The sequence below is a fragment of the Streptomyces indicus genome (assembly GCF_900100315.1).
Classification (GTDB): Bacteria; Actinomycetota; Actinomycetes; order Streptomycetales; family Streptomycetaceae; genus Streptomyces; species Streptomyces indicus.
Window position 1 is genome coordinate 194027 of record NZ_FNFF01000003.1, and the last position, 21444, is coordinate 215470.

General features: G+C 71.7%; 18 protein-coding genes and 2 tRNA genes. 7 read left to right on the forward strand and 13 right to left on the reverse strand.

Features of this window, described 5'->3' with window-relative positions; genetic code table 11:
- Window position 1 precedes the first annotated feature (1 nt).
- The gene (locus tag BLT97_RS10360; protein ID WP_093608525.1) at window positions 2-547 is read right to left on the reverse strand and encodes a LemA family protein; all 546 of its coding nucleotides are present in this window, start codon (window positions 545-547) and stop codon (window positions 2-4) included.
- Between the two features lie 70 nt (window positions 548-617).
- On the opposite strand from BLT97_RS10360, the gene BLT97_RS10365 reads away from it, so the two are divergent.
- Window positions 618-1931 (forward strand): thioesterase domain-containing protein, encoded by a 1314-nt coding sequence (locus BLT97_RS10365; protein WP_143041324.1) that lies wholly within the window; start codon window positions 618-620, stop codon window positions 1929-1931.
- Window positions 1932-2020: 89 nt separating this feature from the next.
- Here the strand turns inward: BLT97_RS10365 and BLT97_RS10370 are convergent, their stop codons facing one another.
- A complete protein-coding gene (locus BLT97_RS10370; protein WP_093608527.1) occupies window positions 2021-2632 on the reverse strand; it encodes a TetR family transcriptional regulator in 612 nt (203 codons plus the stop codon).
- 134 nt (window positions 2633-2766) lie between these two features.
- On the opposite strand from BLT97_RS10370, the gene BLT97_RS10375 reads away from it, so the two are divergent.
- The gene (locus BLT97_RS10375) at window positions 2767-3594 is read left to right on the forward strand and encodes an SDR family NAD(P)-dependent oxidoreductase (RefSeq protein WP_093608528.1); all 828 of its coding nucleotides are present in this window, start codon (window positions 2767-2769) and stop codon (window positions 3592-3594) included.
- A gap of 109 nt (window positions 3595-3703) precedes the next feature.
- On the opposite strand, the gene BLT97_RS10380 is transcribed toward BLT97_RS10375, so the two are convergent.
- The 3 genes from BLT97_RS10380 to pgsA are packed head-to-tail and all read right to left on the reverse strand — an operon-like array spanning window position 3704 to window position 6647.
- The gene (locus BLT97_RS10380) at window positions 3704-4867 is read right to left on the reverse strand and encodes a glycosyltransferase family 4 protein (protein WP_093608529.1); all 1164 of its coding nucleotides are present in this window, start codon (window positions 4865-4867) and stop codon (window positions 3704-3706) included.
- Window positions 4864-5922, reverse strand: a complete 1059-nt coding sequence (locus BLT97_RS10385) for a phosphatidylinositol mannoside acyltransferase (protein ID WP_245769245.1) — start codon at window positions 5920-5922, stop codon at window positions 4864-4866. The genes BLT97_RS10380 and BLT97_RS10385 overlap by 4 nt, the downstream gene beginning before the upstream one ends.
- Window positions 5919-6647, reverse strand: a complete 729-nt coding sequence (pgsA, locus tag BLT97_RS10390; RefSeq protein ID WP_093608531.1) for a phosphatidylinositol phosphate synthase — start codon at window positions 6645-6647, stop codon at window positions 5919-5921. The genes BLT97_RS10385 and pgsA overlap by 4 nt, the downstream gene beginning before the upstream one ends.
- A gap of 282 nt (window positions 6648-6929) precedes the next feature.
- Between pgsA and BLT97_RS10395 the strand changes: the two genes are divergently transcribed.
- Both BLT97_RS10395 and BLT97_RS10400 read left to right on the forward strand, forming a co-directional pair.
- Complete coding sequence (locus tag BLT97_RS10395) at window positions 6930-9137, forward strand: elongation factor G-like protein EF-G2 (RefSeq protein WP_093608532.1); 2208 nt, start codon at window positions 6930-6932, stop codon at window positions 9135-9137.
- Between the two features lie 269 nt (window positions 9138-9406).
- On the forward strand, window positions 9407-11068 hold the full coding sequence (locus BLT97_RS10400) for a hypothetical protein (protein WP_093608533.1): 1662 nt from the start codon (window positions 9407-9409) through the stop codon (window positions 11066-11068).
- A gap of 177 nt (window positions 11069-11245) precedes the next feature.
- Here the strand turns inward: BLT97_RS10400 and BLT97_RS10405 are convergent, their stop codons facing one another.
- Entirely contained in the window at window positions 11246-11806 is a 561-nt protein-coding gene (locus BLT97_RS10405; RefSeq protein ID WP_093608534.1) for an HIT family protein, read from the reverse strand.
- A gap of 67 nt (window positions 11807-11873) precedes the next feature.
- Between BLT97_RS10405 and BLT97_RS10410 the strand changes: the two genes are divergently transcribed.
- The gene (locus tag BLT97_RS10410; protein WP_093608535.1) at window positions 11874-12536 is read left to right on the forward strand and encodes a potassium channel family protein; all 663 of its coding nucleotides are present in this window, start codon (window positions 11874-11876) and stop codon (window positions 12534-12536) included.
- Window positions 12537-12653: 117 nt separating this feature from the next.
- Here BLT97_RS10410 and thrS read toward each other — a convergent pair whose 3' ends face one another.
- From thrS to BLT97_RS10425, 3 genes are all read right to left on the reverse strand, one after another.
- Window positions 12654-14633, reverse strand: coding sequence for a threonine--tRNA ligase (gene thrS / locus BLT97_RS10415; protein WP_093608536.1), 1980 nt, complete (start codon window positions 14631-14633; stop codon window positions 12654-12656).
- A 162-nt stretch (window positions 14634-14795) separates the two neighbouring features.
- Complete coding sequence (locus BLT97_RS10420; protein ID WP_093608537.1) at window positions 14796-16028, reverse strand: hypothetical protein; 1233 nt, start codon at window positions 16026-16028, stop codon at window positions 14796-14798.
- Window positions 16025-16591, reverse strand: a complete 567-nt coding sequence (locus tag BLT97_RS10425; protein ID WP_093609028.1) for a DUF4365 domain-containing protein — start codon at window positions 16589-16591, stop codon at window positions 16025-16027. The genes BLT97_RS10420 and BLT97_RS10425 overlap by 4 nt, the downstream gene beginning before the upstream one ends.
- Window positions 16592-16792: 201 nt before the next feature.
- Here BLT97_RS10425 and BLT97_RS10430 point away from each other — a divergent pair, with 201 nt between their 5' ends.
- A complete protein-coding gene (locus tag BLT97_RS10430) occupies window positions 16793-17518 on the forward strand; it encodes a 3'-5' exonuclease (protein WP_093608538.1) in 726 nt (241 codons plus the stop codon).
- Between the two features lie 70 nt (window positions 17519-17588).
- On the opposite strand, the gene BLT97_RS10435 is transcribed toward BLT97_RS10430, so the two are convergent.
- Window positions 17589-17660 (reverse strand) — tRNA-Val (locus tag BLT97_RS10435).
- A gap of 52 nt (window positions 17661-17712) precedes the next feature.
- A complete protein-coding gene (locus BLT97_RS10440; protein WP_093608539.1) occupies window positions 17713-18159 on the reverse strand; it encodes an SRPBCC family protein in 447 nt (148 codons plus the stop codon).
- Between the two features lie 101 nt (window positions 18160-18260).
- On the opposite strand from BLT97_RS10440, the gene BLT97_RS10445 reads away from it, so the two are divergent.
- Window positions 18261-20666, forward strand: coding sequence for an SCO7613 C-terminal domain-containing membrane protein (locus BLT97_RS10445; protein WP_176953723.1), 2406 nt, complete (start codon window positions 18261-18263; stop codon window positions 20664-20666).
- A 120-nt stretch (window positions 20667-20786) separates the two neighbouring features.
- Here BLT97_RS10445 and BLT97_RS10450 read toward each other — a convergent pair.
- Window positions 20787-20858: transfer RNA gene (locus BLT97_RS10450), tRNA-Val, on the reverse strand.
- A 62-nt stretch (window positions 20859-20920) separates the two neighbouring features.
- Window positions 20921-21385 carry a TIGR02611 family protein gene (locus BLT97_RS10455; RefSeq protein WP_093608541.1) on the reverse strand — a complete coding sequence of 155 codons (465 nt, stop codon included), beginning with the start codon at window positions 21383-21385 and terminating at the stop codon, window positions 20921-20923.
- Window positions 21386-21444: the final 59 nt, after the last annotated feature.

Genomic DNA, 21444 nt, shown 5'->3' on the forward strand with positions numbered 1-21444 from the left:
CCTACGCCCCGGGCCGGTCCGCCAGTGCCGCCGGCGGTTCGTCGTCCATCTCGAAGGCCATCGGGAACGGCGCGTGGCCCGCGAGCCGGAACAGCCGGACCTTGCGGTGGCGGCGCAGCGCGCGGGCGGCGCGCACGGCGTCGTTGTGGAATCGCCGGGCCATCGGGACCCTGCGGACCGCCTGGGCCAGCTCCTCCGCCGCCTCCTCGCCGCCGGGCGCCTCACGCACGGCCTCGACCTGGTCGGCGTCGGCGAACACCGCCCGCAGCGCCTGGCTCAACTCGCTCTCGGCGACTTCGCGTTGGTCCTCCTCGGCCTGGCGCGCGGCGTGCGCGGCCTCGTACAGGACGATCGAGGCGGCCGGGTCGAGCACATTGGACGTGGCCAGTTCCTGGGCGACCGAGGCCCGGCGCAGCAGTTGGGCGTCGAGTGCCGCCCGCGCCGCGTCGATCCGTGCGTGCAGCCGGTCGAGCCGCCCGGCGGTCCAGCTCAGGTACAAGCCGATGGCGAACAGGGCGACGGCGATCCAGATCAGGGTTACGGTCACGGGCGGAAAGGCTACCGGGACCGGACGGTCGTTCCTTCACGTCCGCGGCCCGGCCGACGAGGGGGGTTCCATGGACAGAAGGCAGGTGCTCGCCGCGGGGGCGGCGGGGCTGGCTTCGTCGGCGGTGGGTGCGGGCGGGGCGCAGGCGGCGGAGGCCGGGAGCGCGCAGGCCGCGGGCGCCGGAGCCGCGCACGCGACGGCCGCTGCGGCGGTGCCGGCCGCCGTGACGGACGACCGGTCGGCAGCGGTGATCCGCGAGCTGGGCGGCGCGCTGGACGCCTCGCCGACCCTGCTCGACCGCGGCATCGGCTGGACGCACACCCGCTTCCTGATCGAGGACGGCGGAGTGCCGTACGCCGTGGACGTCGTCGCCGACACCGCGCAGCCGCCCCGGTCGGTGGCGTATCTGCTGCCGGGCGGCGGCCTGAACTTCCTGGCCGGGTTCTTCACCCCGCGCGACCGCAATCTCGCGCACCATCTGCGCCGCCTCGGCCATCTCGTCGTGGGTGTCACGCCCCGCGAGGACCTCTCGACGGCCGCGGAGGTCTCGGCCGACCGCGGTCTGGCGGCGCACCGGGCGGACGCCCTCCGCGTGATCGGCGCCGTCGACGCCGCGCTCCGGCTCCCGTACCAGCTCATCGGCCACTCGGCGGGGGCGGCGCTCGCCCTGGATCTCGCGGGCACGATGGGCGGCGGGGGCCGGGGACGGCGGCTCGAGCGGGTCGTCGCCCTCGACACGACGGGTCCGTACGAGGGCGAGCCGGCACTGCGGGCCGCGCAGGCCCGGGACGCGTACCGGGCGCTCATCGAGCAGGGCGCGTACGCCAACGACCCCGGTCTCAAGGGCATCCTGGCCCGCGCGCTGTCCGACCCGGGCGGCACGAGCCCGGTGCCGCGCCCGGTCGACCCGGCGACGCGCTTCACGCACGCGGGCCTCGCGCACTACGCCCTGATCCGGACCAACACCCTGCCGGGACCGGCCAATTGGATCTACCGCCAAGGTCACGCCGCGGGCACGTACACCTTCGGCGCGACCCCGGCGGAGGACCGGTTCACCCTGGCCCACAGTCCGCTGCCGGTGTGGGGCGAGGCCACCGCGAGCCTGGGCAGCGGCCTCATCGCGCACGCGCTCCTGCGGGACCTGTGCGCGATCTGGGCCGGCGACGAGGCCACGTACCGCATCGCCTGGGAGCGGATCCGGGCGGAGGTGGTCTGGGTCAACATGGAGCTCGGCCGGGGGGACTTCCCGCTCGGCGCCGAGCTGATCCGCCGGGGCGGGAACCGGCATGTGACCTTCCAGGTCGTGCCCGGGTACGGGCACGGGGACCCGGTGTGGGGCGAGCAGGCGCACGCCGAGGTGTGGCCGCTCCTGACGCCGAAGTAGCGGCTACGGGCGTGGCGTTGGGCAGCTGACCCGGCCGGCGAAGGCGGCCGGGCGCTCGATGGGCGGCCTCAGGACGGCCTGAAGCGGCCTCAGGAACGGTCGCGCGTCCGCAGGCAGCGCACCACCAGGTCCGAGGGCGACCCCGGCCCGGACGTCCCGGCGTCCGTCCCTGCCCACACCTCCAGGGCGATCCGGATCGCGTCCGTGGCTGCGGCCGCGACGACCCGGTGCTCGAGCGGGTCCGAGCCGGCGCCCGCGAGGCGGGCCACCACGGGCACGAGCTTCTCCTCCGACTCCTGGTTGACCCGGTACCAGACGGCCCGCAGCGCGGCGTCCTCCGCGGCCGCGCGCAGCAATGTGCGCGTGCGCTCCAGGCCCTCCCGCGCCTCCTCCCCCGGCTCCGAAAGGGACGCGACGGCCGCCTCCTCCAAGGCCCGCCGCAGCGGTGTCCCCTCGGCCGTCGCCGCGAGCAGCTCGCGCCAGTGGTCGCCGCCGGCCGCGAGGAGCGGCCCGACGGCGTCCTGCTTGCTGCGGAAGTACCGGTAGAAGGTGCGCAGCGCGACCCCGGCACGCTGGGCGATGTCCTCCGCGGTGGTGCCGTCCGGCCCGCGCTCGGTGAACAGCTCCACCGCCGCCCGCGCGATGTCCAGCTGGGTCGCGGCCTTGCGGCGCTCGGTGAGGGTGCGGTGCTGAGCGTTCACGGGACGAAAGCGTAGTCGAGACCGGCCCTTGATGGCACGAAACGACCTGGTGGCAAAACGTGCCACTTAGGCGTACCGTGCAAGTGAAGCAACAACAGCGGGCCGCTCTCCGCAGGCCCGCACACAGGGAACGGATGCACGCCATGAGCACCACGAAGATCTTGAACCGCTACGAAGGACGCCGTGCCCTCGTCACCGGCGGCGGCTCCGGCATCGGCCAGGCCACCGTGCTGCGCCTGCTCGCGGAGGGCGGCAGCGTCGTCGCCGCGGACGTGAGCGAGGCCGGCCTCGCGGACACCGAGGCCAAGGCCGGCGAGAACGCCGCACGCCTGACCAAGGTCCTCGTGAACATCGCGGACGAGGAGTCCGTGAAGGCGGGCGTGGCCGAGGCGACCGCGGCGCTCGGCGGCCTCGACGTCCTGGTCAACGCGGCGGGCATCCTGCGCTCCGGCCACACGCAGGACGTGACCCTCGCCGACTTCAACCAGGTGATCCAGGTCAACCTCGTCGGCACGTTCCTGATGATCCGCGAGTCGCTCCCCGCGCTGCTGGAGGGAGACGAGCCGGCCGTCGTCAACTTCTCCTCGACGGCGCAGAATTTCGCGCACCCCTACATGGCGGCCTACGCGGCGTCCAAGGGCGGCATCCAGTCCATGACGCACGCCCTCGCCATGGAGTTCAGCAAGCAGGGCGTCCGCTTCACCTCGGTGCAGCCCGGTTCGATCTCCTCCGGCATGACGGACGGCAGCGGCCAGGCCAAGCAGTCCGTGGGTCCCGGGCTGCCCGAGGACGCGGACATGGCGCTGTTCCAGAAGACCGCGCCGATGCTCCAGGTGGGCACGAGCCCGTTCAACTTCGCGGGCCCCGACGCGGTCGCCGCAGTGGTGGCGATGCTGGCCTCGCACGACGGCTACTTCATCACCGGCACCGAGGTACGCATCGACGGCGGAAGCCACATGTGACGCAGGCCGAGCGCCCGGGACAAACTACCCGCGCGACGGATACGGGCCCGTGGGGAGCTGCCGCAGCTCCCCACGGGCCCGTTACACCTTCCGCACCAGGTCCCGGAAGCTAGTCGCGCGCCCGCGCGAACCGGGCCCGCAGCCCGCTCGACCGCTCGTCGGTGGCGACGGAGGCCGCGCCGTCCGTCACCGTCTCGTACACCGCGAGGATGTCCGCGCCGACCGTCGACCAGTCGAAGCGGCGGACGTGCGCGCTGCCCCGCGCGCTGAGCTCGGCCCGCCGGTCGGCGTCGCCGAGCAGCCGCAGCGCCGCCTGGGCCAGGTCGTCGGCGCTCTCGTTGGTGAACAGCTCGCCCGCGGCCCCCTGGTCGAGTACCTGCGCGAAGGCGTCCAGGTCGGAGGCGAGCACGGGCGCGCCCGCGGACATGGCCTCGACCAGGATGATGCCGAAGCTCTCGCCGCCGGTGTTGGGCGCCACGTACACGTCGACGCTGCGCAGCAGCCGCGCCTTGTCCTCGTCGCTGACCATGCCGAGGAACTCCACCCGCGCGCGCATCTCGGCGGGCAGCGAGGCCACCGCCTCCTCCTCGTCGCCGCGGCCCGCGACGAGCAGCCGGGTGTCGGGACGCTCGGCGAGGATCTTCGGCAGCGCCTTCATCAGGACGGGAAGTCCCTTGCGGGGCTCGTCGATCCGGCCGATGAAGCCGAGCGTGTTCCCCTGCCACTCCGCCTTTGGCTCGGCCCGCGCGAAGAAGTCCACGTCGACCCCGTTGGGGATGACCACCGCGTCGCCGCCCAGGTGCTCGACCAGCGTGCGCCGCGCATACTCGCTCACGGCGATCCGTGCGCTGATCTTCTCGAGGGCGTGCTGAAGGATCGGGTACGCCGCGACCATGGCCCTCGACCGCGCGGTCGAGGTGTGGAACGTCGCCACGATCGGGCCCTGCGCGGCCCAGCAGGTCAGCAGCCCGAGCGAGGGCGAGGCCGGCTCGTGGATGTGGATCACGTCGAAGGTGCCGTCGTGCAGCCAGCGCCGTACGCGCGCCGCCGACAGGAAGCCGAAGCTCAGCCGGGCGACCGAGCCGTTGTACGGCACGGGGACGGCGCGGCCGGCCGAGACCACGTACGGCGGCAGCGGGGTGTCGTCGTCGGCCGGAGCCAGGACGGACACCTCGTGGCCGAGCCCGATGAGGTGCTCGGCGAGGTCGCGGATGTGGAACTGGACGCCGCCCGGCACGTCCCAGGAGTACGGGCAGACGATGCCGATCTTCACGGCGTCCCCTTGTCCGGACCCTCGGGCCCGGGGGCCTTCGCGGGGTCGAGATCGGCGAGCCACAGCCGCTGCAGCATGTGCCAGTCCTCCGGGTGGTCGGCGATTCCCGTGGCGAAGGCGTCCGCCAGGGCCTGCGTCATCGAGGACGTCTTCTCGGCCCGGGTACCTGTCTCGGGGACCTCGACGGGTGCGTGGACCCGCCCCTTCATCACGTTCGTGTCGTCGTACCAGAGCGTCACGGGCAGGAGCAGGGCGCCGGTCTGCTGGGCGAGCATCGCCGGTCCGGCCGGCATCCGGGCGGTCTCGCCGAAGAACTTCACCTCGACGCCGGACGCGGACAGGTCGCGGTCGGCGACCAGGCAGACGAGACCGCCCGCACGCAGCCGGCGCGCGAGCGTGCCGAACGCGGCCCCGCCCGTGTGCGGCAGGACCTCCATGCCGAGGCTGCCGCGGTACGCCACGAACCGGTCGTAGAGCGACTCGGGCTTGAGCCGCTCCTGCACGGTGGTGAACGGGGTCTCCAGCTTCGTGGTCACCCAGGCGCCGGCGAGGTCCCAGTTCGCGAGGTGCGGCAGGGCGAGGATCACTCCGCGGTCGGAGGCGAGGCCGTCGGTGAGGTAGTGCAGGTCCTTGCACTCGAAGCCGTTGCGGATGCGGTCCTTGGACCAGGCGGGCAGCCGGAAGGACTCCATCCAGTAGCGCATGTACGAGCGCATGCCCGCCTTGGACAGCTGGGCGAGGCGCTCCGGGCTCGCGTCCGGCACGACACGGGCGTAGTTGGCCTCGAGCCGCTGGACGCCCTTGCCGCGCTTCTTCCAGGCGAGGTCCGCGATCGTCCGGCCCAGGCGCACGGCGACGGGCTCGGGGAGCTTCTTGACCGTGCCCCAGCCCAGCCCGTAGAGCGCGTCCGTGAGTCTCTCGGCCGTGCTGGGTTTGGCCGCACCGGCCTTCTCGGCCGTGCCCCGCTTCGTCCCGTTCCCCGCGTCCGGCTTGTTCTGCTTCGTCATCCCCGGCTTGCCCGCCCCACCCGTCGTACCGCTGTCGGATCCACTCATGAGGCCGCCTCACTGCCCCGTGCCGCGCTCTCGCTCCCCTGGCCCGCCGTCCCGTTCTCCTGGACGGCCCGCCCGTTCTTCTCCTCGGCCGCCGCGGCGTCCGCCTCCGCCGACTCCCGGCGCACGGTCACGACCCGCTGTCCGAGCGTGACCAGGCTGCCGACGGCAACGATCCACAGCGCGATCGGCAGCAGCACGTCGATGCCGGGCACACCGAACTTGTGAAGGCCCGCGAGGCCGGCGGCGACCAGCGAGATCACCAGGCGCTCGGCGCGCTCGATCAGGCCGTTCACCGCGACGGGCAGGCCGATCGATTCACCGCGCGCCTTCGTGTACGAGACGACCTGTCCGCTCGCCAGACAGAAGATCGCGACCGCGCACAGGATGTTGTCGTCGCCCTTCCCCGCGTACCAGAGCGCGAAGCCGCCGAAGATCGCCCCGTCGGCGACCCGGTCGAGCGTCGAGTCGAGGAAGGCGCCCCAGCGGCTGGAGATGCCGGCCTGGCGCGCCATGTTCCCGTCCACCAGGTCCGAGAACACGAACAAGGTGATGACGATGGTGCCCCAGAAGAACTCCCCGCGCGGGAAGAAGTACAGCGCTCCCGCCACCACGCCGGCCGTTCCGATCAGGGTGACCGCGTCGGGGCTGACCCCTCGGCGGAGCAGAAACGCGGCGAACGGCGTGAGAACACGCGTGAAGAACGCACGCGCGTACTTGTTCAGCATGGCCTTCGAGCCTCTTCCCAAGGGGGGTGGCGGGCCGCGCGGCCCCTGCGACCACCGGCTGGCCCATCGTAGTCACGGAGCCCTCGGGTCCACCCGCGGAGCCCCTGCCGGGCGCGCAGCCGGGCGATCCCGTACAACGTATGGACGCACCATGTCCTGAGTGGAAAGCTCGAAGAACCGCGGGCGTCGCCGAAGCCGCCGGCCTGGTTCGAGCCTGACCTGCACGCGGTTTCCGCGTGTCCGCGCCCACTCCTCACCGTGCAAGAAACCGGGAGGCAAGGCATGGGCGACAAGGCGAACGCACACCCTGGGGCCGCCGGCAGGGCTTTGACGGCCGACCACCCCGCGTCCGTACGGAATGTGGTGCTGGTCGGCCACAGCGGCTCGGGCAAGACGACTCTGGTGGAGGCCCTCGCGCTGACGACGGGGGCGGTGAACCGGGCGGGCCGTGTGGAGGACGGCGGCACGGTCTCCGACTACGACGAGATCGAGCACCGTCAGCAACGCTCGGTCCAGCTGTCCCTCGTCCCCGTCGAATGGGGCGGGATCAAGATCAACCTCCTCGACACCCCCGGATACGCGGATTTCGTCGGGGAACTGCGGGCCGGTCTGCGAGCAGCGGACGCGGCCCTTTTCGTTGTCTCGGCGGCCGAGGGCACCGAGGGCATCTCCGGCGCGACCCGGATGGTGTGGGACGAGTGCGCGGCCGTGGGCATGCCGCGCGCCATCGTGATCACGCATCTCGAAGCGGCCCGGGCCGACTTCGAGCAGATGACGCAGGCCTGCGCCGAGACCTTCGGCCGCGACGACCCCGACGCCGTACTGCCGCTCTACCTGCCGCTGCACGGGGAGCCGGGAGCGGACGGACACGCACCCGTGCACGGGCTGATCGGGCTGCTCTCGCAGAAGGTCTTCGACTACTCCTCCGGCGAGCGCAAGGAGCGCCCGCCCTCCGGGGAGGAGTTACCGCTCATCGACGAGGCCCGTAACCGGCTCATCGAGGGGATCATCGCCGAGAGCGAGGACGAGTCCCTCATGGACCGCTATCTGGGCGGCGAGGAGCTGGACTTCAAGACCCTCGTGGGTGATCTGGAGACCGCGGTGGCACGCGGCATCTTCCACCCGGTGCTCGCGGCGGCGCCCGCGGCAGAGGGCTCGAAGCAGGGCCTGGGCACGGTGGAGCTCCTCGAACTGATCACGGGCGGCTTCCCCACTCCCCTGGAGCGCCCGGCGCCCGAGGTGACCACACCGGAGGGGGCCCCGCGCGAGGTGGCCGCGTGCGACCCGGAGGGACCGCTGGTCGCCGAGGTGGTGAAGACCTCCTCGGACCCGTATGTGGGACGGATTTCTCTCGTACGGGTCTTCTCCGGGACCCTGCGTCCGGACGAGACCGTGCATGTGTCGGGCCACGGGCTCGCCGACCGCGGACACGAGGACCACGACGTGGACGAGCGGATCGGCGCCCTGTCCTCCCCGTTCGGCAAGCAGCAGCGCGCCCTCGACAAGGCCATCGCGGGAGACCTGGCCTGCGTGGCCAAGCTGAGCCGGGCCGAGACCGGCGACACCCTCTCGCACAAGGACGAGCCGCTCCTGATGGAGCCGTGGACCATGCCGGACCCGCTGCTTCCGCTGGCCATCCAGGCGCACAGCAAGCCGGACGAGGACAAGCTCTCGCAAGGGCTCGCGCGGCTGGTCGCCGAGGACCCGACGATGCGCCTGGAGCAGAACCAGGACACCCACCAGGTCGTCCTGTGGTGCCTCGGCGAGGCGCACGCGGACGTGGCCCTCGAGCGGCTGCGCAACCGCTTCGGCGTGCAGGTGGACGTCGTGCCGCACAAGGTGTCCCTGCGCGAGACCTTCGCGGGCAAGGCGGCCGCGCGCGGACGGCATGTGAAGCAGTCCGGCGGGCACGGGCAGTTCGCGATCTGCGAGATCGAGGTGGAGCCGCTGCCGGGCGGCGCGGGGATCGAGTTCGTGGACAAGGTCGTGGGCGGTGCGGTGCCGCGGCAGTTCATCCCGTCCGTGGAGAAGGGGGTACGGGCCCAGGCCACGCGCGGGGTCGCGCTCGGGTATCCGCTGGTGGACGTGCGCGTGACGCTGCTCGACGGCAAGGCGCACTCGGTGGACTCCTCCGACGCCGCCTTCCAGACGGCGGGCGCGCTCGCGCTGCGCGAGGCGGCCGGCAGCTGCCAGATCCATCTCCTGGAGCCGGTCAGCGAGATCCAGGTCCTGGTCGCTGACGACTATGTGGGCGCCGTCATGAGCGATCTGTCCAGCCGGCGCGGGCGCGTGGTCGGCACCGAGCAGTCGCCGGGCGGGCGCACGCTCGTACGGGCCGAGGTGCCCGAGATCGAGATCGGGCGGTACGCGGTGGATCTGCGCTCGCTCTCGCACGGCACCGGGCGCTTCAGCCGCCGCTATGCCCGGCATGAGCCGATGCCGCCGCAGCAGGCCGCCAAGGTGCGGGAGGAGGCGGCGAGTTCGAGCTGACGGGCCGGGCCGTCCGCCCTGTGCCACCGCCCGCGCCGTCCCCTCTCGGTGCGGGCGGTGGCGTCGGCCCGCCGCCCTGTGCCTGTGGACAACCGGAAGGCCAGGACCGCAGGTTTTCCACAGGCAGGAGCGCCGGTCGCGGCGCCCGGATACATTGATGATCTGCACACCCGGCCGCGGGCAGCGTGCCTGACGGCGCGTCAAGAGGTGTGCCGGAGACGGAAGTCGGGAAGGCCGCAGGGGCAACGATGCGGTGATGGGGGGCGGCAGTGGCAGGCGACGATTCGGCCTTCGATTTCAGGCCCGGTGCCCAGGTGCCTCTTTCGGGCGCCGCGGGCGAGACGGCGGCGACGCATGCCCTGGCATCGGCCGCGTACCGGGACACCGAGGTCGACGAGATACTCAAGGCGAACAGCGAGTGGCACAAGTCCGAGATAAAGAAGGGCAAGTTGTCGCTCTTCAAGCCGGACCTGGGTGAGGCCTTCTCACGGGCCGTTCAGGTCCGGATGCTCGGCGGCGCCCGCAAGCCGCTGATCCAGTCCTTCGGCACCGAGCCGCAGGCCGTGGTCGAGCACTGCCTGGCCGCCACCCGGATCCGCAAGCAGCGGGACAGCAAACTCACCGTGGTGATGGGCGTGTTCGGGGTCCTGTTCCTGCCGGGCATGCTCATCTGGCTGTTCATCTTCCAGGCCAAGAAGTGGATCGGCGACCAGAAGGACAAGCGCGCGCAGGCCCTGTCCACCGCGGTCCTCGTGGCCGGCGGCGGTCTGATGCTGCTGTTCCTGATCCGGCTGCCGTTCACCGGCCTGGCCGGCCTCTACCTGCGCGCGATGATCGTGGCCCCGGTGATCGGCTGGCTGCTCGCCAAGCAGATATGCGAGCGCACGGCCAAGGACCTGCGGCTGCGCTGGGAGAGCCTGCTGGCCGGCGGCGGCATCGGTGCGAAGATCCCGGAGGCCGTGCCCACCAACCCCAACGAGACGGCGGCCGAGCGCCTGCGCCAGGGCCTGGCCCGCCTCACCGCAGAGCAGCAGTCCAACTCGGTGTTCTACGCGGGGCCCAAGGGCATCCTCGGCATGGGCACGCGCTGGGGCAGCTGGCAGCTCGCCGAGGAGCTGACGCCCCGCGATCCGGACGCGGAGATCCACCCGTTCCGCAGCTGGGACGTCATCCGCGCGGTGCACGACCAGCTCCGGCTCCTGGAGCGCGGCCCCCTGCACACGGGCGGGTTCCCCACTCCCTCGATACGCCACTGGATCGTCACGCCCGTCGGGGAGAATGCGACGGAGGTCGCCCGCCCCAAGGGCACGGACGTCGAGGCGTACCAGATCAAGGGCCACGAGATACAGCGGATCTGTAACGAGCAGCAGTTCAGCAGCGGTGACCGCCACTACCTGGGCGTGCAGTTCCGGCTCTGGGACGGCCAGTTGGTGATCACGATGCTGATCACGGTGACGGTGCTCCACCAGACCCTGCGCATCGAGGTCACCGGCCATGCCCTGGGCCCGGTGCACGCCCTGTTCACCACCAAGCCGAAGCCCAAGGTCAAGGAAGTCCCGAAGACCATCCGCTTCTGGGAGGTCAAGGAGGTCACGCAGCCCCTGGTGAGCGCCACGGACGTGGTGCGCATCGCGGTCCGCGCCCCGTTCACCTGGTATCCGCCGATCCTGGACTTCCTCGGCGGCAAGCTGGTGCTCCCCGAGCCCTTCGGACTGCGGCACGCCTGGGCCGACAAGCCGTGGCGGCACCGTTTCATGGCGGACGACGCGCTGCGCACCGCCACCCCGGTGCTGCGCGTGGTGCACCGCGCGGCGCTGAAGGTCCTTGAGGACAACGGCGTGGACACGGAGCGCTGGGACAACCGCTCGCTCATCATCAGCGGCCTGGTCCAGGACCCGACCCCGCGGAAGGCGGACGTGTACGACGCCTGAGCGCGTGGGCGCACCGGCGCCCGCGCCCTGGGGCGTTCACGGCACCGGGGAGCTCGGTCGCTCAAGGCGCCCGACCACCCTGCCGTTCACGGCATCCGACCACGCGGTCGTTCACAGCATCGAGCACAGACGAAGGCCCGGGTGCGGTCGCGCACCCGGGCCCCGAAGCATCAGAGCTCAGTCGACCGACCAGGCCTCCGCCAGCATCTTCCGTGTGTCGGCGAGCAGTTGCGGCAGGATCTTGGTGTGCCCGACCACCGGCATGAAGTTGGTGTCGCCACCCCAGCGCGGCACGATGTGCTGGTGCAGATGGGCCGCGATGCCCGCGCCGGCCACGGTCCCCTGGTTCATCCCGATGTTGAACCCGTGGGCCCCGGACGCCGTACGCAGCGCGGTCATCGCCTGCTTGGTGAGCTCACCGAGCTCGGCCGTCTCCGGAGCGGTGAGCTCGGTGTAGTCGGCGACGTGGCGGTAGGGCACCACCATGAGGTGGCCGCCGTTGTACGGGTACAGGTTGAGCACCGCGTACACGTGCTCGCCGCGCGCCACGACGAGTCCGTCCTCGTCGGCCTTGCCCGGAATCGTGCAGAAGGGACAGCCGTCCTCGGCCCCGGGACCGGTGGGCTTGTTCTCGCCCTGGATATACGCCATCCGATGGGGCGTCCACAGGCGCTGGAACGCGTCCTTGGTCCCCACTCCGATCTGCTGCTCCGGCTCACTCGTCATGCTGTGCAGCATATGGCTTCGCCCGTTCGGAGCGTGTCGCCGGGGCCCGTCCGCCGACGGCTCCGGAGAAGCTGGCCGGATGGAAGACCAGAGCCACGAGGAGCGCTGGCGGCAGCGCACCGAGATCCCGCTCGCCGTCGCCTCGCTGCTGTTCCTCGGCGCGTATGCGACCCGGGTGCTCGCGCACGGCCTGCCCCAGCCCTGGCGCGACGTGTGCGTGGTGGTCGCGCTCGCCACGTGGGCGCTGTTCGCGGTGGACTACGCGGTGCGCTGGCGCATGAGCGGGCTCGGCCTGAAGTACGTCCGCACGCACGGCCTCGACACCCTCGTGCTGCTTCTGCCCCTGCTGCGTCCGCTGCGGGTGGTCCGGCTCTACGAGGCCGTGCAGATGCGGCACGGAGAACCGCGCCTGACCCTGTACGCGCGCGTGATGGTGTACGCGGGCCTGTCCGCCGTACTGCTCGGCTTCTCCGGCGCGCTCGCCGTCTACCAGCACGAACACGCGGCCCCTGGCGCGAACATCCGTACCTTCGGCGACGCGGTGTGGTGGACCTGCACGACGCTCTCCACCGTGGGCTACGGCGATCTGGCCCCGGTCACCTTCGTGGGCCGCCTCGTCGCGATCGGCCTGATGGCCTGCGGGCTCGGGCTGCTCGGTGCGGTCACCGGTTCGTTCTCGTCCTGGCTGATCCAGGTGTTCACGCTGGAGGGCGACAAGCGCGAGCAGCGCGGCAGGCACTGAGCTCCTGACTCGCGGCCGGCACTGAGCGCCTGACTCGCGGCCACTGAACCCCTCACAACGGCACGAGGCCCCGGACAGCTCGTCCGGGACCTCGTACGAAACAGATAGTGCCGCTGCTCAGACCTGCGCCCGCTCCTCGACCACCTTCACGATCTTCGCGATGGCCTCGTCGACCGGGATGCCGTTCTCCTGCGAGCCGTCGCGGTAGCGGAAGGACACCGAACCGGCGTTCATGTCCTCGTCGCCCGCGATGACCATGAAGGGCACCTTGGCCTTCTGCTGGTTGCGGATCTTCTTCTGCATACGGTCCGAGGACGAGTCCACCTCGACCCGCAGACCCTGCGCACGGGCCTTGGCCGCGAACTCCTGGAGGTACTCCACGTGCGCGTCACCGATCGGGATGCCGACGGCCTGCACGGGCGCGAGCCACGCCGGGAACGCACCCGCGTAGTGCTCCAGGAGCACACCGAAGAACCGCTCGATCGAGCCGAACAGCGCGCGGTGGATCATCACGGGCTGCTGACGCGAGCCGTCCGCCGCGGTGTACTCCAGGTTGAACCGCTTGGGCTGGTTGAAGTCGACCTGGATGGTGGACATCTGCCAGGACCGGCCGATCGCGTCCTTGGCCTGCACGGAGATCTTCGGCCCGTAGTACGCGGCGCCGCCCGGGTCGGGCACCAGCGGAAGGTTCTGCTTCTCGGCCGCGAGGCGCAGCGCCTCGGTGGCCTCGGCCCAGTCCTCGTCGCTGCCGATGAACTTGTCGGAGTCGTCGCGGGTGGACAGCTCCAACTCGAACTCGTTAAGACCGTAGTCCCGCAGCAGGTCGAGCACGAAGGTCAGGAGCGTGTCGAGCTCCTGCGGCATCTGCTCCTTGGTGCAGTAGATGTGCGAGTCGTCCTGGGTGAAGCCGCGCGAGCGGGTCAGGCCGTGCACGACGCCCGACTTCTCGTACCGGTACACGGTGCCGAACTCGAAGAGCCGCAGCGGCAGTTCACGGTAGGAACGCCCGCGGGACTTGAAGATCAGGTTGTGCATCGGGCAGTTCATCGCCTTGAGGCGGTAGTTCTGCTCGTCGAACTCGATGGGCGGGAACATGCCCTCCGAGTAGTGCGGCAGGTGACCCGAGATCTCGAAGAGCTTCTCCTTCGAGATGTGCGGGGTGTTCACGAACTCGTAGCCGGAGGTCTCGTGCGCCTTGCGCGAGTAGTCCTCCATGACCTTGCGGATCACACCGCCCTTGGGGTGGAAGACCGCGAGGCCGGGGCCAAGCTCCTCCGGGAAGGAGAACAGGTCGAGCTCGGCGCCGAGCTTGCGGTGGTCGCGCTTCTCGGCCTCGGCGAGGAACTCCAGGTAGCCCTTGAGCTCGTCCTTCGAGGGCCAGGCGGTGCCGTAGATGCGCTGGAGCTGCGGGTTCTTCTCGCTGCCGCGCCAGTACGCGGCGGCCGAGCGCATCAGCTTGAACGCGGGGATGACACGGGTGGTCGGCAGGTGGGGACCGCGGCAGAGGTCCTTCCAGCACAGGTCACCGGTCTTGGCGTCCAGGTTGTCGTAGATGGTCAGCTCGCCGGCGCCCACCTCGGCGTCCGCGCCGTCAGCGGCCTGCGCGGCATTGCCCTTGAGGCCGATGAGCTCCAGCTTGTACGGCTCGTCGGCGAGCTCGACGCGCGCGTCCTCGTCGGTGGTGACCCGGCGCGAGAAGCGCTGGCCCCGCTTCTGGATCTCCTGCATCTTCTTCTCGATGCGCTTGAGGTCCTCGGGGGTGAAGGGCTCCTTGACGTCGAAGTCGTAGTAGAAGCCGTCCTTGATGGGCGGGCCGATGCCCAGCTTCGCCTCGGGGAACAGCTCCTGCACGGCCTGCGCCATGACGTGCGCGGTGGAGTGGCGCAGGATGTTGAGCCCGTCCTCGGAGGAGATCTCGACACCCTCGACCTCGTCGCCGTCGGCGAGCTCGTACGCGAGGTCCTTCAGCTCACCCGCGACACGGGCGGCGACGATGGTGCGCTCGCCGGCGAAGAGCTCCGCCGCCGTGGTGCCCGTGGTCACCACGCGCTCTTCCCGCTCGGAATCGCGTTGGATGATCACACGGACGTCAGACACTGGTCTCTCCTAGCTGAAGGGGTCGCGTCGCCGTACGAATGGCCACGCAGGGGGAATCGTACCGAGCCGACCCCACCGATCGCGAAACGGTTAACCGCACCCCATCAGCACCGGTCGACCACACCTCACCAGCACCGGCCCCGCCGCCTCGGCGCTGTCCGCTCAGTCCCCGTCCTCCCCGCTGCACGCCTCCTCGAAGAAGTCGAGGTTCTCCTGGAGCGACTTCATCATCCGGTCCCGTACCGCCTCGTCCACCTGTACCGGCACCACATGCGCGGCGCCGGTCAGCCGCCGGAACCCGCCCCTGCTCTCGAGCCGACCGCTGACCCGGATCGGCAGCCCGACCAGATGCGCGCTGCCCGCGATCCGGTACGCCTCCTCGTCCAGCGAGAGCCGCACATGCGGCACGTCCGCGCCCGCCAGCACCCTGAGCCGCACCGTGCCCGTCCCGCGCGGCCCGCTCCGGCGCATCCGGACCACCGTCCCCGTGATCCGTACGGGAAGGGCGGGCTCCTCGTGCCGGAAGCGCTCACCCGCCTCCCGCAGCACCGCGAGATCACCTGGCGAGAACTCCACCGGCTCGGGCCGCGGCGCGCACCCCTCCGGCACGCCGGCCGCGGGCGCCCAGGCGAAGGCGACCCGCGCGCCCTCGGTGCCGCGCACCAGCGCGACGACCGCCTCGGTCAGCTCCTGGCTGACGCCCGCCTCGACCGCGGTGTCGAAGGCCTCCATGCCGCCCGTGGCCCGCTGGTAGTCGATGGCCTCCCTGGTCGCGTACAGCGCGTGGTGCAGGCGTACGACGAGGGGGCGTCCACTCTCCACCGGCACGAACGCGGCCAGCTCACGGCCGCCGGGCGCCGGTCCCACCAGCAGGTTCTCCAGCGAGGCCGCGGCCGGGCGCCGGTGGCGCGCGCCGTAGTAGCCGGCGCGGCCGCGCACGGCGAGCGCACCGGCGATGAGCATCTTCCTTGCCGCGCCGCGCAGTTGCTCCTCCACCACCCAGGGCGCGGTGCCCGCGGGCCCCGGCGGCACATCGCGCGACCAGCGGATCTCGTCGCTGGGCAGCGCGAGCGCCACCAGGACGTCGCGCGCGGAGGGCGCGGCGCTGCGCGAGAGCGCGAGCAGCGCCTCGTCGAGCAGGTCCTCGCTGTCGGGGAAGGCCCGGCTCTCGGGCACGAGCAGGCTCGTACCGGAGGAGCCGCCGGGCGGGGTCCAGCGCGCATAGCGCCCCGCCGCGCCACCGCGCCGCCGCCAGCCGTGCCGGTCCAGCAACTCACCGAGCACAGCAGGGTCTACCCGCGTAGCCCCGGCAGCGGGTTCGAACCCCTCGACCGGGTGCGGCCGCAGCGGTTCATCGGCCGGACGGTGCGGCCCCGAAGGCTTGCGAGACGTCATGGTCTGCCTCCCGTCCCGACCCGCGTCATGATCTCGCAGAGCGCCCGGTCGTCGAATATCCGTGAGGTCGGTATGCGTACGGTGGTCCGGCGCCGGCCGGTGATCCGGTGGCCGGCCAGGTTGACCCAGTAGCAGCAGTGCCGCAGGTCGAGCCGGTCGTGGCTCGCTCTGAGCCAGTCGTCCTGGGAGCGCGGCACGAGCATCACCACCAGGATCTTGTGCACCGACACGGGAGTGCGGGCCAGCTTCGCCAGGTGCTCGTTGTCGAGCGTGAACGAGAAGGCGGTGCCAGGGGGGTTGGGCGCGATCTGGTACGTGGCCTTGAGCTGCACCTTGATGGTGACCTCGTCGTCGATCGCGTGCCCGGGGGCGCTGTGGCTGACGTGCCAGTCGATCCCGTTGTCCGGGAAGGGCTGCGACAGCGAGCACCCCGCGGCGGCCGCCACGGCATGCAGATAGCCCACCTGGAGGGTCTCCATGCAGGCGGTGGTGGCGAGGGTGCCGCGCAGCGGTGCAGTCCGCTCGGGCAGCAGCCCACCTCGTTCGGGCTGCGCGAGCGCCATGGTCAACGCGCCTTCCGTGTCGGGCATATGGCCGGGCCATGTGATCGAAAAGTGAGGATTCTCCCGCGACGGACGGTCAACTCCCGTTTCCGTCACTTGTGTTGTGACCGGTCGGCATACGCCGCAAACGGTCCGGGCATCACCAGGTCGGGGCAGGGGTAGCGCATCATCTGCCAGGAGTGAACAGGGAGTTGCATCACTATGACGTGCTGGTACGAGGGACCCCTGGCCGCCTTCGACACCGAGACCACCGGCGTGGACGTGGAGAACGACCGGATCGTGTCCGCCGCGATCGTGGTCCAGGACTCCGCGGGCGCACGGGTGCGGTCGACCCGCTGGCTGGTCAACCCGGGCATACCGGTGCCCGCGGGCGCGACGGAAGTCCACGGCCTGACCGACGAGCATCTGCAGCGCAACGGCCGCTGGCCCTCCCCCGTCATGGAGGAGATAGCCCGCGAACTCGCCGAACTCACCGCCTCCGGACGCCCGTTGGTGGTCATGAACGCACCGTTCGACCTCACGCTGCTCGACCGCGAGCTGCGCCGCCACCGCGCGTCCTCGCTGGGCCGCTACCTGCAGAACCACCCGCTGTGCGTGCTCGACCCGCGCGTCCTCGACAAGCACCTCGACCGCTACCGCAAGGGCCGCCGTACCCTGACCGACCTGTGCGAGCACTACGGCGTGGAGCTGACGGGAGCGCACGACGCCGCGGCCGACGCCCGGGCCTCGCTGGACGTCATCCGCCAGATCGGCCGCCGCTTCGCGGCCCGCCTCGAACGCCTCAACCCGGCCGAGCTGCACTCGCTCCAGGCGGTCTGGCACGCGGCCCAGGCCCGCGGCCTGCAAGCCTGGTTCGCCCGCACGGGCACCCACGAGGCGGTGGACCCGGCCTGGCCCCTCCGCCCGGAGATGCCGGCCGCGGCCTGAGCCCGCCGCGCGAGCGGATCCCGGACATGCAGAAGGCCGGTCCGTCATCGACGGACCGGCCTTCTCCCGGTGGGCGATACTGGGTTCGAACCAGTGACCTCTTCGGTGTGAACGAAGCGCTCTCCCACTGAGCTAATCGCCCGGGAACGCACTGAACCATACAGGTCGGAGCGGGTGAGGTTCAAACTCGTTGCTCACCCCGCCTGCAGATAACCGGCCAGCCCCCGCCTCCCGCTGCGCATCATCAGCGCGTGGTTCAGCAGGAACACCGGCCGCCCCGGCACGGCGAAGGTCCGCATCAGCCCACGCTCGACGTCCACCTCTTGCTCGTAGACGGCACGCGTACCGCCGTCGTGCGAGCCCACGGTCCACCGGGCCCACCCGCGCAGGTCCCCGCTCGCGGCCACTTCGAGCACGCCCGCCGCCGGGTCACGGCGTGTCGAGCGCACGGTGACGAGCAGCTCGTACGGCAGGAAGGACCTGATCCGTACGACCCCGGTGTCCTCGTCGTGCCGGACCGTCTCGCGGATCTCCCGCCACCAGGAGGGATACGACTCCACCGCCTCGAGCACCGCGAACACCGCCTCCGGCGTGGCCGGCAGATCCCAGACGCTCCGGAAGCAGTAGTGGCTCCAGTCCATGCCCCCAGTGTCACGCCGGGGCGTACTCAGGGGGAGGTGAGTACGGGAGATGAGTACCTGAGCGCATCCGCCGCGGTGTGCCGCGGACCACACTCCGTCGTATGACGAGCATTCCGCCGCCGGCCGAGGAACTGCGCCTCCTCGACCACGAACTCGCCCGACTGGACGCCCGCCGCGCCCAGTTGCTGACCCGCAGAGCCTGGCTGGTCGGCGTGGTGCAGCAGCCCTCGGCAGCGGCCACGCCGCCGGGTTGGCAGGGCTGGGCCCCGCGTACGCCCGCTCCCTCTGCGCCTGCTCGCGAGACGGCACCTTCCGGCGTGCAGAACGTGCTCCTCACGCTCGGCGGCATCCTGCTCGCCATCGGCGCGATCGCCTTCACGGTGGTCAGCTGGGGTGCGCTGGGCATCGGCGGCCGCAGTGCGGTGCTCGCCGCGATCACGCTCGGCGCACTGGCTCTCCCGGCCGTCCTGCTGCGCCGCGGCCTGTCCGCCACGGCCGAGGCGATCGCGTGCGTCGGCCTGCTCCTGACGGTCCTGGACGCGTACGCCCTGCACACCGCCGCGCTGCCGGACACGGACCCACTCGGCTACGCGGCCGCCGCCTCGGCGGTCCTCGCCGCGCTCTGGACGGGCTACGGCCTGATCCTGCCCAGGCTGCACGTGCCCGCACCGGCCGGCATCGCGACGGCCCAACTCCCGCTGCTGTTCTGGTGGGCGGCCTCCGAAGGCGGCCCACATCTGCTGAGCGCCGCCTTCCTCGCCACGTCCGCCGCGTCCACCTCGGCCGCGCTCCTGATCACGCGTGCACCGGCCCGGGTGACGGCTGCGGCGGGCGCCGCCGCGACCGGCGTATGCGGGCTGCTCACGGCAGCCGGCCTGGCCTTCGCCGCTAGCACTCCCTCCGAGGCGATCGAGGCGGCAGCCCATCTCGCCTGCGCGGCCGCGCTCGCCTCGATCGCGGCCTGGCGCATCCGGCACTCCGGCCTCGCCACCGCCACGGCGGCCATCGGCGCGCTGGCCGTCCTGCTCGCGACCGTCGGCGTCCTGCGGACCACGCTGCCGGGCGACTGGACCGTGGTCGCCCAACTCCTGTGCGCCGCGGCGCTCCTGACGCTCGTACGCAGCCGGCTGCCGCGACCGGTCCGGCTGGGCGTGGCCGGCACGTCCGCCGCGGTCCTCGCCCTGGCCTTCCTCTGGACGCTGCCCGCGCTCGGCACCGCGGTCCTCGGCCCGGTCGAGCAGCTGGCGGGCGTCTGGGCGGGAGCGACCGACCGCGCGTCGGTGCCCGGCGCGGACGGCCTGGCGGTCGTGACGGCCCTGCTGCTCCTCGCGGGTGTGCTCGCAGTCGCGCACCGGCTGGGGGACGGACGCCCCTGGCGCACCCCGGCCGGGGTCGCCGCTGCCGCCTTCGCGTGGGCCGCCCTCACCGTCGTACCGCTGGCCCTGAGCCTCGACCACGCCGTCGAATCGGCGGCCCACCTGGCCCTGGCGACGCTCGCGCTCGCGACGTCCGTGGCGACGGCCCGCAGCACGCGCCCCTCCCGACCACTCGCGGTCACGACCCTGGCCTGCTTCTTCACCTCCGCCCTCACCGCGTCCCTGCTCGCCCTGGCAGCCGAACCCACCACCTTCCTCGCCCTCGGCACCCTCCTGGCCCTGACGATCGCCGCCACGGCCCTCCACCCGTCCGGCGCCCGCCGGTCGGTGCTCGCCGTCACCGCCGTCGGCGCCGCGGCCGGTATCGCGGTGGCCGCCCCCTCCGCTCTCGAACTCCCCGCCCACCAGACCGCGTTCGCCCTCCTGACGGTCCCCGCCGTCACCGCACTTCTCGGCGCCCACCTGCGCGCCCACACGTATGCGCTCCCCGTCGAACTCGCGGGCGCCGCGGCGGCGCTGGTCGCCCTCACGCTCGCGGCCACCGACACCCCCGCTCTGTCGCTCGCACTCGCGCTGGCCGGGGCGATCGCGTCGGGCACGGCCTTGCGCGCGGACCGCCGCCCGGCGGCCGCGTACACGGCAGGCGCCCTGTTCCTGCTGGCCACTTGGGTGCGGCTGGCGGCCTCGGGCATCACCACCCCCGAGGCGTACACGCTCCCCGTGACGGTGCTGGCGCTCGCGATCGGTTTCCTGCGGCGCCGCCGCGACCCCGAGGCCTCGTCCTGGGCCGCCTACGGCCCGGGCCTCGCCGTGACCCTGCTGCCCAGCCTCGCCGCGGCCTGGGGCGACCCGCACTGGCTGCGTCCGCTCCTGCTCGGCTCGGCCGCGCTGCTCGTCACACTGCTCGGCGCCCGCCACCGCCTCCAGGCACCCCTCGCACTCGGCGGCACCACACTGGCCCTGGTCGCCGTGCACGAACTCGCCCCGTACGTGGTGCAGGTGGTCGGCGCACTCCCCCGCTGGCTGCCGCCCGCCGCGGCCGGAATGCTGCTCCTGGCGCTCGGCGCGACATACGAACAACGCCTGCGCAACGCCCGCCGACTTCGCGAACTGGTCGGCCGTATGCACTGATTGACGGCCGTATGCAGCATGAGCGAGCAATTCCGCCGGAAAACAGCGGACGGCCGCTCAACTCCCCACAAAAACCAAGAAGTCCGCGAGATTCGGAATCTCGCGGACTTCTTGTCCGGGTGGGCGATACTGGGTTCGAACCAGTGACCTCTTCGGTGTGAACGAAGCGCTCTCCCACTGAGCTAATCGCCCGGGCGCAGGAAGAACCTTACCGCACGTCAGGGGCGTCCCGAACCACCCCCGCGGTCAGCGGCTCACTCGTCGATCTTCCACGGCATCGTGAAGCCGAACTTCCACAGGTAGATGCCGAGCAGCACGCCGACGATCACCAGGCCGATGCTCGTCAGGATGATGTTGCGTCGGCGCACCTTCGGGTCGAGCGCACGCTGCGCCGCCTCGGTGACCTTGCGCTTCGTCCAGCGAAGTACCAGCTGGGCCCAGACGAACTCGGTCGCCCAGATCGCCATGCCACCGAAGATCACGACCCAGCCGGGCCCCGGCAGCGGCAGCATGATGATGCCGGCCACGACGACCACCAGGCCGACGATGAAGATGCCGACCTGCCAGCTCAGGTGCAGCGCCCTGCGCGCCTTGATGAACTCAGGGGCCTTGGAACCGAGCCCCTCCTCGGTCACGGTCGTCCCCAGAACCTCGTGCTCGTCGTCCCTCTGCGCCTGCGCGCCGACGGTCTCGTCCGCCCCGCTACTCCCCGTATTCATGGCGCCAGACATTACCCGACGGAAACCATTCACCGGAATGGCTCTATCGCACGAACCGG

What these genes read in the sequence shown, in the direction of transcription:
- BLT97_RS10365 (WP_143041324.1), top strand. Translation starts at nt 618, where the DNA reads ATGGACAGAAGGCAGGTGCTCGCCGCGGGGGCGGCGGGGCTGGCTTCG.
- BLT97_RS10375 (WP_093608528.1), top strand. Translation starts at nt 2,767, where the DNA reads ATGCACGCCATGAGCACCACGAAGATCTTGAACCGCTACGAAGGACGC.
- BLT97_RS10385 (WP_245769245.1), bottom strand. Translation starts at nt 5,922, where the DNA reads ATGAGTGGATCCGACAGCGGTACGACGGGTGGGGCGGGCAAGCCGGGG.
- pgsA (WP_093608531.1), bottom strand. Translation starts at nt 6,647, where the DNA reads ATGCTGAACAAGTACGCGCGTGCGTTCTTCACGCGTGTTCTCACGCCG.
- BLT97_RS10395 (WP_093608532.1), top strand. Translation starts at nt 6,930, where the DNA reads ATGGGCGACAAGGCGAACGCACACCCTGGGGCCGCCGGCAGGGCTTTG.
- BLT97_RS10405 (WP_093608534.1), bottom strand. Translation starts at nt 11,806, where the DNA reads ATGCTGCACAGCATGACGAGTGAGCCGGAGCAGCAGATCGGAGTGGGG.
- BLT97_RS10410 (WP_093608535.1), top strand. Translation starts at nt 11,874, where the DNA reads ATGGAAGACCAGAGCCACGAGGAGCGCTGGCGGCAGCGCACCGAGATC.
- BLT97_RS10420 (WP_093608537.1), bottom strand. Translation starts at nt 16,028, where the DNA reads ATGACGTCTCGCAAGCCTTCGGGGCCGCACCGTCCGGCCGATGAACCG.
- BLT97_RS10425 (WP_093609028.1), bottom strand. Translation starts at nt 16,591, where the DNA reads ATGGCGCTCGCGCAGCCCGAACGAGGTGGGCTGCTGCCCGAGCGGACT.
- BLT97_RS10430 (WP_093608538.1), top strand. Translation starts at nt 16,793, where the DNA reads ATGACGTGCTGGTACGAGGGACCCCTGGCCGCCTTCGACACCGAGACC.
- BLT97_RS10440 (WP_093608539.1), bottom strand. Translation starts at nt 18,159, where the DNA reads ATGGACTGGAGCCACTACTGCTTCCGGAGCGTCTGGGATCTGCCGGCC.
- BLT97_RS10445 (WP_176953723.1), top strand. Translation starts at nt 18,261, where the DNA reads ATGACGAGCATTCCGCCGCCGGCCGAGGAACTGCGCCTCCTCGACCAC.
- BLT97_RS10455 (WP_093608541.1), bottom strand. Translation starts at nt 21,385, where the DNA reads ATGAATACGGGGAGTAGCGGGGCGGACGAGACCGTCGGCGCGCAGGCG.